The 13009-nt window shown below is 26.8% G+C and carries 10 protein-coding genes; 7 read left to right on the top strand and 3 right to left on the bottom strand.

All coding sequences use genetic code 4. The features are described 5' to 3' along the window. Nucleotides 1-12: 12 nt before the first annotated feature. The 5 genes from EXC38_RS01890 (at nucleotide 13) to rpmE (ending at nucleotide 6185) form a co-directional block, all read left to right on the top strand. Nucleotides 13-501: an MSC_0623 family F1-like ATPase-associated protein gene (locus EXC38_RS01890; RefSeq protein ID WP_060823302.1), complete on the top strand. Its 489-nt coding sequence runs from the start codon at nucleotides 13-15 to the stop codon at nucleotides 499-501. Further along, nucleotides 491-2029 carry an MSC_0619 family F1-like ATPase alpha subunit gene (locus EXC38_RS01885; protein ID WP_129694620.1) on the top strand — a complete coding sequence of 513 codons (1539 nt, stop codon included), beginning with the start codon at nucleotides 491-493 and terminating at the stop codon, nucleotides 2027-2029. The genes EXC38_RS01890 and EXC38_RS01885 overlap by 11 nt, the downstream gene beginning before the upstream one ends. Next, nucleotides 2026-3405 (top strand): MSC_0618 family F1-like ATPase beta subunit, encoded by a 1380-nt coding sequence (locus EXC38_RS01880; RefSeq protein WP_040543657.1) that lies wholly within the window; start codon nucleotides 2026-2028, stop codon nucleotides 3403-3405. The genes EXC38_RS01885 and EXC38_RS01880 overlap by 4 nt, the downstream gene beginning before the upstream one ends. A 120-nt stretch (nucleotides 3406-3525) precedes the next feature. Continuing rightward, complete coding sequence (locus EXC38_RS01875) at nucleotides 3526-5907, top strand: phosphoketolase family protein (protein WP_129694619.1); 2382 nt, start codon at nucleotides 3526-3528, stop codon at nucleotides 5905-5907. A 68-nt stretch (nucleotides 5908-5975) separates the two neighbouring features. Continuing rightward, complete coding sequence (gene rpmE / locus EXC38_RS01870; protein WP_004417112.1) at nucleotides 5976-6185, top strand: 50S ribosomal protein L31; 210 nt, start codon at nucleotides 5976-5978, stop codon at nucleotides 6183-6185. A 59-nt stretch (nucleotides 6186-6244) separates the two neighbouring features. Here the strand turns inward: rpmE and EXC38_RS01865 are convergent, their stop codons facing one another. Continuing rightward, nucleotides 6245-6484 carry a hypothetical protein gene (locus tag EXC38_RS01865; RefSeq protein ID WP_060823298.1) on the bottom strand — a complete coding sequence of 80 codons (240 nt, stop codon included), beginning with the start codon at nucleotides 6482-6484 and terminating at the stop codon, nucleotides 6245-6247. A 155-nt stretch (nucleotides 6485-6639) separates the two neighbouring features. Here EXC38_RS01865 and EXC38_RS01860 point away from each other — a divergent pair, with 155 nt between their 5' ends. Further along, nucleotides 6640-7065, top strand: a complete 426-nt coding sequence (locus EXC38_RS01860) for a hypothetical protein (protein ID WP_004417108.1) — start codon at nucleotides 6640-6642, stop codon at nucleotides 7063-7065. Nucleotides 7066-7089: 24 nt separating this feature from the next. Here the strand turns inward: EXC38_RS01860 and EXC38_RS01855 are convergent, their stop codons facing one another. Both EXC38_RS01855 and ileS read right to left on the bottom strand, forming a co-directional pair. Next, a complete protein-coding gene (locus tag EXC38_RS01855; protein WP_129694618.1) occupies nucleotides 7090-7683 on the bottom strand; it encodes a signal peptidase II in 594 nt (197 codons plus the stop codon). Continuing rightward, the gene (ileS, locus tag EXC38_RS01850; RefSeq protein WP_129694617.1) at nucleotides 7670-10345 is read right to left on the bottom strand and encodes an isoleucine--tRNA ligase; all 2676 of its coding nucleotides are present in this window, start codon (nucleotides 10343-10345) and stop codon (nucleotides 7670-7672) included. Before ileS ends, EXC38_RS01855 begins: the two co-directional genes overlap by 14 nt. Before the next feature lie 177 nt (nucleotides 10346-10522). Between ileS and leuS the strand changes: the two genes are divergently transcribed. Then, entirely contained in the window at nucleotides 10523-12928 is a 2406-nt protein-coding gene (leuS, locus tag EXC38_RS01845) for a leucine--tRNA ligase (RefSeq protein WP_129694616.1), read from the top strand. The last annotated feature ends 81 nt before the right edge of the window (nucleotides 12929-13009 follow it).

Here is a 13009-nt window from a genome sequence, read left to right as displayed (position 1 = left end):
ATAAGGAGAAAAATGGCTAAAAAATCAACATTTTTTATTGAAAGAAATAAAGATAAGATTTTATTTTGATTAGAGGATAAAAATTATCAAAATAATATTGAAATAATTGATTTTAAAAAATTTTTATCAACTGTTTTATTAAAAAATAATTTTAAAAAAGATGATGTTAAAGTTGCTGAGTTTTTAGAAAAGATAAAAAAGTCAATAACAGAAAAACAATTATTAAAATTCAAAGAATTTGCCATCGATTATGAAAATAATTCAATGTTTAGTGTTGAACAAAATATTCCAATTATTTTATATGATCAAAAAGCATTATCATTTGAAAATAATTTTGAAGCAGTTTATAATGAAGAATTAGAAAAATTAATAAACGAAAAATATTATGTTGAATTTTTACCTAACTTAATTTTATATTTTTCAAACAATACAGAGAGTTTAAAAATATATATTAAAAAAGATTACTTTTTAAGTAGCCAAGGAGAAAAAAATGGAAAATAACAAATTAATTAAGAACCCTAAAATTGTTTCAATTTTTGGATACATAGTTGAAGTATCTGGAGAATTTTCATATGAACAAGGGCAACAATTTGTTTGTGAAAGAAATAAAGATATTAAACTAATTTTAATTAGTGCAACTAAAGATAGTGCCTTTTTATTAGCTAACAATGAAAATAAAGAACTGAAAATTAACGACACAATTGAGGTTTCAGAAAAACAAAATATTTTCACATCAAAAGAACATTTTGGAAAAGTTATTGATATTTTTGGAAATGTTGTTTTACCTCAAAAAACTATTGTTAAAAAACAAAGTGATGATCCAGAAAGTGCAACATTTAAATTAGCTCATCAATTAATGAATGTAAAAACATTAAATGAACAATTATATACTGGTTTTACTTCTATTGACTTATTAATTCCAATTGGTAAGGGACAACGTGAGTTAATTATTGGTGATAGACAAACAGGTAAAACTCATATTGCAATTAATGTAATTTTAAATCAAGCTAAAACAAATACAAAATGTGTTTACGTAGCGATTGGTCAAAAAAGAGAAAGTATTTCAAGACTTTATAATATTTTAAAAGAAAATGATGCATTAAAAAATACTATTATCGTTGATGCTCCTGCTACAAGTGCTTATGAACAATATTTAGCACCTTATGTAGGTATGGCTCATGCTGAAAACATTTCAGAAAAAGATGATGTTGTGATTATTTTTGATGACTTAACAAAACATGCTAACATTATTCGTGAAATTGCTTTATTAACAGATAAACCAGTAGGTAAAGAAGCAATGCCTGGTGATATCTTCTTTGCACACTCACAATTATTAGAAAGAGCTGGATCATTTGTTGGTAGAAAAACTATTACTGCGTTACCAATCTTACAAACAATTGATGGAGATATTACTTCTTTAATTTCTTCAAATGTCATTTCAATTACTGATGGTCAAATTGTAACTAGCGCTGATTTATTTTCTCAAGGTGTATTACCAGCTATTAATATTAATTTATCAGTTTCAAGAACAGGTTCTTCAGTTCAAAATAGAATTATGTCAAAAGTTGCTTCAGAAGTTGGAAAGATTTTTAAACAATATAAAAGACATTTAAAGCTAGCAGTTTTAGATTATGAACTAAATAAAGAAACCGCAGCATTATTATATAAAGGTAAAATGATTGATAAAATGTTTATCCAAAAAGGATATTCATTATATTCAAATAAATTTGTTTTATTAATGTCAAAACTTATTTCTTGAACCATTTTACGCGGTGTTAAGGATGAAGAAAAAGCATTAAAATTTATTGATATTTTAATTGAAACAAATCAAGAAGCTAAAAATGCTTATAATACAATTCAAACAAGTACAAATTATGATGAACATATTATGAAAGACTTTTTTGCTTATGCTTTAAAACAATATTCTGATTATTTAAATCTAGGTTGAGAAATAGAATATGAACATGAATTTGTTGAATTTAGTCAAGAATATTTAGAACAAGTCGCTAAAAGATTAGGAGATAAATAATGGGTAAAATTATTAAATTATGATCAGACATTGTTGAAGTAAAATTTGACAAACAAAATCTACCTTTAATCAATCAATTACTAACTACAAATAATGGAAAAACATTTTTATTAGTAAAAAGAATTATTGATGAACAAACTGTTAGAGCAATTATTATTTATTCTTCAAAAGAAATTAATATCGACGATGAAGTCGTTAACACAAAACAAAGTTTCATGGTTCCTGTTGGTTCAAATTCAAAAAATAATATTTATTCATTTGAAGGTAAGCCATTATTACAAGACCGTGAAACAAATCCTAAATATATTGAAATGAATTCGATTATAAATTCAGAAAGATATTTAGAAAATGATTTAGAAATTGTTGAAACTGGAATTAAAGCAATTGACTTTTTCATGCCAATTATTAAAGGTTATAAACTTGGGATTTTTGGTGGAGCTGGTGTTGGTAAAACAGTTTTGATGAAAGAAATTATTTTTAACGTTAATAAAAAATCAACTAAAACATCAAACATTTTTATCGGTTCCGGAGAAAGATCACGTGAAGCTATCGAATTATTTAACGAATTAGAATCTTCTAATTTAATGAAAAATTCAGCGATGTATATTTCAAAAATGAACGAATCTCCCGGAGCCAGAATGTCAATTGTGCCAATTGGTATAACCGCCGCTGAATACTTAAGAGACTACGAAAAAGATGATGTTTTATTATTTATTGATAACATTTACCGTTTTGTTCAAGCAGAAAATGAAGTTTCAGCATCATTAGGAAAAAAACCATCAGTTGGAGGATATCAATCAACTCTAGAATCTGATGTTGCTAATATTGAAAATAGATTGTTTAAAAATAAGAATGGTTCAATCACTTCATTTCAAACAATTTTCTTGCCAATGGATGATTTAAGTGACCCTTCTGCTGTTGCTGTGTTTAATCATTTAGATGGTAACCTTGTTTTATCACGTAATCAAACATCTAAAAATATCTTCCCAGCTTTTGATCCTTTAGCTTCTTCGTCTAACTCAGTTGATGAAAAAATTATCGGTAAAAAACACTTTGAAGCAATTTTAGAAACTAAAAGAATTTTAAAAGCATACAAAGATTTAGAAGATGTTATTATGATTTTAGGTTTTGACGAACTTGATGAACAAAGTAAGAATACAGTTAAGAAAGCATTGCAACTTGAAAACTTTTTCACTCAAAACTTTTTTATGACCGAACATTTTACTAAATCACCTGGTGTTTATGTTTCATTAAAAGATACAGTTGAATCTGTTCAAAGAATTCTAGATGGTAAATATCTAAAACAAAGCCCCGAAATTTTTGCTTATGTTGGATCTAATTTAAATATTCCAACTGATGAAGAATTAGGATTATAAAATGCCTTTACTGGCATTTTTTTATTTTGTTTATTCTATATGAATTGTCTAAAACTAAAATTAAATAGGGTAAAATATTAATACTATTTTTGTTATAACAAAAAACATTATGGAGGCAAAATGAAAACAAAATTTGATAAAAAAGAATATTTTGAACTAATGGATAAATGGTTTAGAGCAGCTAACTATCTAAGTGTTGCTCAGATTTATTTAAGAAATAACCCTTTATTAAAAAAAGAATTAACCAAAGAAGATATTAAGTTATATCCAATTGGTCACTGAGGTACAATCCCTGGACAAAACTTTATTTATACTCATTTAAACCGTGTTATCAATAAATATGATTTAAACATGTTTTATATCGAAGGGCCCGGACATGGCGGTCAAGTAATGATTTCTAACTCTTATCTTGATGGATCATATTCAGAAATTTATCCACAAATCTCACAAGATGAAGCCGGAATTAAAAGAATGTGTAAAAGATTCTCATTCCCTGGTGGAACCGCAAGCCATGCGGCACCCGAAACGCCTGGATCGATTCATGAAGGTGGAGAATTAGGTTATTCATTATCTCATGCCACAGGAGCAATTCTTGATAATCCTGATTTAATTGCTGCTACAGTAATTGGTGATGGAGAAGCTGAAACAGGTCCTTTATGTTCGGGATGATTTTCAAATTCATTTATTAATCCCGTTAATGATGGTGTAGTTTTACCGATTTTACATTTAAATGGAGGTAAAATTTCTAACCCTACTTTATTAGCAAGAAAACCTAAGAAAGAAATTGAACAATACTTTTTAGGAATGGGATGAAAACCACACTTTTTTGAATGAAGTGAAGAAAAAACTTTTCTAGAAGTTCATGAAGAAATGGCAAAAATCATGGATAGTGCCATTGAAGAAATTTTAGCAATTAAAAAAGAGGCTAAAATTAAAGGTGCACAAAATGCTACAAGACCACAATGGCCAGTTATTATTTGTAAAACTCCAAAAGGATGAACTTGCCCAAAAGAATGAGATGGCCAAGCAATTGAAGGTAGCTTCAGAGCCCACCAAGTTCCTTTACCAGTTAGTGCTTTTAAATTAGAACATATAAAAGAACTTGAAAAATGATTAAAATCTTATAAACCAGAAGAATTATTTGATGAAAATGGAAAAATTTTACCTGAAATTAGTGATTTAGCTCCAAAAGGTAATCAAAGAATGGCTACAAATCCAATTACTAATGGCGGAATAAATGTACGTGAATTAGATTTATCTAGTTGAGAAAAATTTGCTATCGATATTAATTATCCAGGTCAAATTAAAGGTCAAGATATGGTTGAACTTGGCAAGTATATGGCTGATACTGTTATTAAAAATCCAAATAATTTTAGGGTGTTTGGTCCAGATGAAACAAAGTCAAACCGTCTATTTGCTTTATTTGATGTTACAAAACGTCAATGATTAGAAGAATATTCAAACAAATATGATGAATGAGTTGGCCCTGAAGGAAGAATAATTGATTCACAACTAAGTGAACACCAAGCTGAAGGATTTTTAGAAGGTTATGTTCTAACTGGTCGTCATGGATTCTTTGCATCTTATGAATCATTTTTAAGAGTAGTAGATTCGATGTTAACTCAACATATGAAATGAATAAAAAAATCTCTTGAATTAAAGTGAAGAAAAGACTATCCTTCATTAAATGTTATTGCTACTTCGACAGCATTCCAACAAGATCATAATGGTTATACTCACCAAGATCCTGGTCTTTTAGGTCATTTAGCTGATAAGCGTCCTGAATTAATAAGAGAATATTTACCAGCTGATTCAAATACACTTTTAGCTGTAATGGAAAAATCTTTAAAGGAAAGAAATGTTATTAATCTAATTGTGGCCTCAAAACAACCAAGAGAACAATTCTTTAATGTGAATGAAGCAAAAGAGCTTGTTGAAAAAGGTTATAAAGTAATTGATTGAGCTTCAAATGTTAAATCAAACGAGGAACCAGATATTGTTTTTGTTTCATCAGGTGTTGAACCTAATCTAGAAACATTAGCGGCTATTTCGATTGTTCACAATCATTTTCCAAAATTAAAAATTAAATATGTTAACGTTGTTGACTTATTAAAACTTAGAAGTCAAGAAGTTGATCCAAGAGGCTTAAGCGATGATGAATTTGATCAAGTATTTACAAAAGATAAATTGGTAGTTTTTGCTTTCCATGGATTTGAAGGTTTAATTAGAGATATTTTCTTTACAAGAAAAAATAGAAATTTAATTATTCATGGTTATAGAGAAAATGGTGATATTACTACAAGTTTTGATATTAGACAATTAAGTCAAATGGATAGATATCATATTGCAAAAGATGCTATTGCAAAATTCTATGGTAAAGAAGCACAAGATTTCTTAAATCTAATGGATCAAAAAATTCAAGAACATAATGATTATATTTATGAATATGGCTATGACATGCCTGAAGTTGTTGAATGAAAATGAAAAAATATTAATGAATAAAAATATATATTTTTATGGTAAAATATTTGCTAGTTAATTAACTTATTTAAACATAAAAGGAGCATTCTATGAAAAAAGAAATTCATCCAAAATATGCTGAAATTCATGCAACATGTTCATCATGTAACACAGAATTCGTTTTTGGGTCAACTGCTGAAAAAGTTACTTTAGATGTTTGCTCTAATTGTCATGCATTTTACACTGGAAACCGTACAGATGTTAAAGCTCGTGGTCGTGTAGAAAGATTTAACAAGATATTAGAAAAATCAAGAAAATAAGTACTATTTCAAAAGAAAATTAATAATAAAAAACTAGGATATTTCCTAGTTTTTTATATTTAAAGACAATAATGAAAACCGACATTAAAACCAATTTTATTATCGCTATCTTCTCACTTGGCACTAAAATCTTTAGTTTTAATTTCACCTTTTGCAGAATTAACACTTCTTATTAATCCAACAGTAGAACTAATTGCAGAAGTTACAATCGGAATTGCAGCTACAATTGAAGTAATTAAAGCACTAATTGCAAAACCACCGGAAATTTCATCACATTCTTTTTTACTAAGTTTTTCCATTTTACCTCCACTAATTTTTTAATTGATTTTCTATTAAAATTAATTAATATAGGAAAAAATGACGAAAAAATAAGATTATTTTCTTTTTTTGTATTAATCAAAAAAATATATATCAAATGTATTAGAATTTTACTATATTAATATTTTGGAGTTTTATGCCTTATTTAATGTGAGTTCAAAACGAAAAGAAGGTTAGATTTGAATCTATTTTTATTAATGGAGTTCATTCATTAATATTTTTGGTAATACTAATAGTGGCGCCTATATATCTTTCTATATATGGAACACCTTTTGAAATAAATTCAGATGGAACAACAACACTTATTATTTTATTAGTATCAATTGCAACTTATTTATTAATTGGTTTTTTATTATTCTTATTCAATATTCCATGTGCGATTTGATGTTTTAGAAAAAAACAAAAAACCTTAGCAAGATTGATCATTATTGGCACTTCTTTATTTATTCCAATTATGGGTTTTGTTGCAACAATTATTTCTTATCTTCAATATCATAAAAAAAGTAATAATCAAAGCGAAGAATATAGTGACTGAGATTATAAAAACTTACCAATAATTTAGACTTTAATAAAAAAACAGCCATCTTTATATTTGGCTGTTTTCTAACATTTTTTCTTTTTCTTTCTTATGGTTAAAGTGGTTAATTAAATTAATAATTGTTATTGATAATAAAATACCAACAGCACCTAAAACTAATCAAGCATCAGCAAAATTTAAAACCCCTTGGTTGACTCATGGGAAATTCATTATATCTCTAACTCCAGCAAACAAAAATCTATCTACCATGTTTCCTAGTGAGCCGGCACTAACCATTGCTAAAAAGAAAGTAATAACAATTGATTTCTTTTCTTTAATAAATGTTACACCTCATAAAGAGGCAAAAACAATTACAAAGCTAATTATATGTAAAACTGGTAAATTACTTTCAAAGATACCAATTGTCGTTCCCTTGTGTAAAACAGATTTAAAGATGATAAAAGCATTTCCACTTTGATAATCTGTATCAACTATTAAATTTTCTTTATCTTTTCATCTAAAGATAAATTCTTTTGTTAATAAATCGATTAGTAAAAGACTTCCTAAAATTGCAAAAAAGATTGATATGTTTATTAAAATAAATTTTCAATTTTTTCTTCAATACTCTTTAGAAAAATAGGTTATTTTTTTATTTTCTTCCATCAATTACACCTTCGCATCTTTGACAAATTTCAAGATCAAAATTAAAATCATTTGCTTCAAAGTGGTTTCAACATCTTAAACATTTATATGATTCTAATTTTTCAACTTTCATTTCATCACCAATAGTTAATTTAGCAACCATTAATAATTTAGTTAAAGGTAAAGACTTGATAAATTCTGAATTTGTTGTTATTGTAACAAATGCTTCATTTTGTCTCTTAATTTCTTGTGATTTAATTTTGTCTTCGATCATTTTATAAACTTGATTTTTTAATTCAAAAAATTCATTTCACTGATCACTTAATTTGGTTGAAATTTCCGTTTTTAAATTTCATTTTAGTAAATGAACTGATTCTAATTTATTAGGTTCATTATAATATGAGTATACTTCTTCAATCGTTGTTGGTAATATTGGTGCTAAAATTTGAATCAATGATTTAATAATCTTAGCAAAAACACTTTGTACTTGTCTTCTTTCTAAATCATCTACCTTGTTTAAGTATAAAATGTCTTTTGTAATTGAAATATAATATGAACTTAAATCAATAATAAAGTTGTTTACTTCTTTAATTACATTAACAAATTTATAGTTATCATAGAAATTAACAACTTTAGCTTCCAAATTATTAAGTTTTTCAATCATTAAAGCATGAATTGAATCTAATTCTACAAAATTAAAATCAAAATCAGATATTCCGCCTAACATAAATTTAATTGTGTTTCTTAATTTACGATAGATTTCAACGTTTTGATCTAAAATCTTGTTATCAATTGTAATATCAGCTGTATATTCTGAATTTGCTGCTCACAATCTTAAAATATCAGAACCATATTTATTAACAACTTCTAATGGATCAACAGTGTTACCTAATGATTTGGACATTTTGCGACCTTTTCCATCTAAAGTAAAACCATGTGATAAGAAGGCTTTAAAAGGACTCTTGTTACGCCATGCTACAGAGTTAATCATTGAACTATTGAATCATCCACGATATTGATCTGAACCTTCTAAATAAAGGTCGAAAGGCGCTTCGATTCCAGAAGGTCTTACACCTAACGACGTGGAACCTGAGTCAAATCAAACGTCCATAATATCATTTTCTTTGCTAAAACCTAATCCTCTATATTTTTCTGGTAATAATTCATCCACGGTTTTTTCGTATCATATATTTGAACCAAATTCTTCAATTAAATTAATTACATAATCAAAAATTTCTTCTTCTAAAACTGGATTCTTATTTTTGTCGTAAAAAACAATAATTGGAACACCTCAACTTCTTTGTCTTGAAATACATCATGTATCACGATTTTCAAGCATTAGTTCTAATCTTGTTTTTGATCAGTCATTATAAGTTTTTACGTTTTTAATTTCATTTATAATGTTTTCTTTAATGTTTTTTAGAGAAACGAATCATTGTGGTGTTGCTCGATACATAATTGGTAAATGTGTTCTTCAATCATGTGGATAAGAGTGTTTAATTTTCTTAAATCCTAAAAGTAAATTATTTTCTTCCAAAAATTTTCCTACTAATGGATTTGCGTCATCATAAAATACACCAGTAAATTGATAAGCTTTTTTATTAAGCATTCCATCGTCATTAACATGCATTATCTTAACTAGATTATTTTTATTTCCAATAATAAAGTCATCTTCACCAAATAAAGGTGCCATATGAACCAAACCCGAACCATTTTCTAAAGTAACATGGTGACCTTCTACAACAGGGCAAACTAAATTATTAATTGGGCTTTGGTATTTAATTCCTAATAACTTTTCGCCTTTAAAACTATCTCCTAAAATTTCATAGTTTTCTCATTTACAAATATTAGCTACTGATTCTAATAAATCTTTAGCAACAATATAAACTTGATTATTAATTTTTACTTTTAGATAATCAAAATCCTTATTTATTGCAACCCCAGAGTTAGCAATTAAAGTTCATGGAGTTGTTGTTCAAATAACAAGGTTTTCATCAGGATCAATAACATCATTACCCTCAATAATTTTAAAAGCAACATATAAAGAAGGAGAAATATGATCAGCATATTCAACTTCTGCTTCAGCTAATGCAGATTGTGATGATGGTGATCAATAAATTGGTTTTAAATCTTTATAAATCAAACCTTGAAAAATCATTTTTTTAAATAATCTTAATTGTTGCGCTTCAAATTTTTTATCTAATGTAATGTAAATTTCTTTAAAGTCAGTCAACAATGCAAGTTTTTTAAATTGTTCTTTTTGTTTTTCTACTTGACTTAGTGCATATTCTTCACAAGCCTTTCTTAATTCAAAAATAGAAAAATCCTTAGCAGTCATTTTTCTTTCTAATAACATTTTATGTTCAATAGGCAAGCCGTGAGTATCTCAACCCGCAACAAAAGGGCTATAAAAACCTTGCATATTTTTGAATCTAACAATAATATCTTTTAGAATTTTATTTAAAGCATGACCAACATGAATATTACCATTGGCATAAGGTGGCCCGTCGTGTAAAATAAAACTTTGGTTGTTTTTATTTGATTCTAAGATTTTTTTGTATAAATTATTTTCTTCTCACTTTTGGCGGTAAACAATTTCTTTTTCAGCTAGATTTGCTTTCATTGAAAAATCGGTTTGTGGCATTAATAACGTATTTTTATAATCTTTATTTTTATCTTCCATGTTTTTCCTCTTTATATGTTATTTAAAAATAATATATAAATTTTACAACATTTCAATAAAAAAATATGCGTGTTATCATTTTGAGCGAATTGATTTTATACTTTCTTTTAGAATTAAGCAATAAAATAAAATTACTATTTTATATAGTAAAAAATATATTAATGTAAAATTAATAACATGTATAATCACAAATTAATTGAAAAAAAATGACAAAATTTCTGAGAAAAAAATAAATCATTCCAAACAACTGAAAAAAGCAATAAAAAAGCATATATTCTTGATATGTTTCCATATCCTTCTGGAGCTGGATTGCACGTTGGCCATTTAGAAGGTTATACAGCAACTGATATTATTTCAAGATATAAAAGATTAAATGGATTTGATGTTTTACATCCAATTGGTTGAGATGCTTTTGGATTGCCAGCTGAACAATATGCAATTAAAACTGGAAATCATCCAGCACCATTTACAATTAAAAATATCAATAATTTCCGAAGACAATTAAAGTTAATGGGTTTTTCATATGATTATGATAAGGAAGTTAATACTACTGATCCTAAATTTTATGTATGAACACAATGAATTTTTAAAGAACTATATAAACAAGGTTTAGCTTCGATTGAGGAAATTGATGTTAACTGATGTGAAGGTTTAGGTACAGTTTTAGCAAATGAAGAAATTATCGAAGTTAATGGTCAAAAAGTTTCAGAAAGAGGAAGCTTCCCAGTAATTAAAAAACCAATGAAACAATGAGTTTTAAAAATTACTGCTTATGCTGAAAAATTATTAGAAGGTCTAAATGATTTAGATTGACCTGAGAGTTTAAAATTATTGCAAAAAAACTGAATTGGAAAATCAGAAGGTCATGTTGTTGAATGAAAAATTTTTAACTCAGATAAAAGTTTAAAAACTTTTACAACAAGATTAGACACAATTTATGGTGTGTCTGCTATTGTTATTAGTCCAGAACACCCATTACTTTTAAAAATTTGTTCATTAGATAATAAAAAATCTATTCAAGAATATTTAGAAGTTACCAAAACCAAAAATGAACTTGAAAGAACTCAATTAAATAAAGAAAAAAGCGGTTTATTTACTGGGGCTTATGTAATTCACCCTCTAACTAATGAAAAAATTCAAATTTGAGTATCAGATTATGTTTTAATGAATTATGGAACTGGAGCAGTAATGTCTGTTCCTGCTCATGATGCAAGAGATTATGAATTTGCTCAAAAATATAATTTAAAAATTAAACAAGTTTTAGAAGCTGATACCTTACCTTATTTAGAAGATAGTAAACATATTAATTCAAACGTTGCTAACGGTTTGGATATTGAAAATGCTAAAAAAGCAATTTATGAAGAATTAAAAACTTTAAATGTTATTGAAAAGAAAACTAATTACAAATTAAGAGATTGAGTATTTTCACGTCAAAGATATTGAGGTGAACCATTCCCTGTTTTATTTGATGAAGATAATAACATTTATTTAGTAAAAGAATTAGTTAGCTTACCAGAAATAAATAATATTAAACCTTCTGGATCAACAGAAGGCCCTCTTGCTAATGTTTCAGAATGATTGGATGTAAAAATTAATGGAAAGAAATATCATCATGATACAAACGTTATGCCTCAATGAGCTGGATCAAGTTGATACTTTTTAGCTTATATTTTAAAAAATCCTGATGGATCTTATCTACCTTTAGATAGTAAAGAAGCTAAAGAAAGATTTGAAAATTGAATGCCAGTTGATTTATATATTGGTGGTCAAGAACATGCTGTTTTACATTTACTTTATGCAAGATTTTGACATCGCTTTTTATATGATTTAGGTATTGTTAATACTAAAGAACCATTCCAAAAACTAATTAATCAAGGTTTAATTTTAGGACCTGATGGACAAAAAATGTCCAAATCTTTAGGAAATGTAATTAATCCTGATGGATTAGTTGAATCACATGGTGCAGATGCCTTAAGACTTTACGAAATGTTTATGGGACCTTTAACTGAATCTAAGTCATGAAATACTGATTCATTAAATGGAATAAGAAAATGATTAGATAAAATATATGCAACTATTGATAGGTTAAGAAATAATATTGATTTAACTGTTGAAAATAAAGAATTAGATAGTCAAATTAATCAACTAATATTAGATATTAATGAAAATATTGAAAAATATAAGTTTAATATTGCGATTAGTAAATTTATGGTGTTTATAAATTATTTATCTAGTTTAGAGGTAATAAATTCAACAACAATAATTAAAAATTTTGCTATTTTATTATCTACTTTTGCACCACATATTTCTGAAGAATTTTTAGCTATGATTAGTGAAAAACCGTTGCAAGAACAAAAATGACCTTTTGCAGATACTAACAAGATTTTAGTTAAAAATGCCCAAATTGGTGTTCAAATTAATGGTAAGGTAAGAGGCCAAATTGAAATTTTTCCAACTTGAAATAAGGAAGAAGTTATAAAAAACGCCACTGAATTACCTTCGATTCAAAAATGAATTGAAAATAAAGAGATAGTAAAAGTTATATATGTTGAAAACAAGATTTTAAATATCATTGTTAAATAACAAAACGAAAAAAGGCAAAAATAAAATTGTCTTTTTTTTAATTAAATTAAACTATTTAAATTTTAAAAAAATAAAAGCCCA

This window comes from Mycoplasmopsis arginini (assembly GCF_900660725.1).
Taxonomy (GTDB): Bacteria; Bacillota_I; Bacilli_A; order Mycoplasmatales; family Metamycoplasmataceae; genus Metamycoplasma; species Metamycoplasma arginini.
This window is presented reverse-complemented; position numbering and strand designations above follow the sequence as displayed.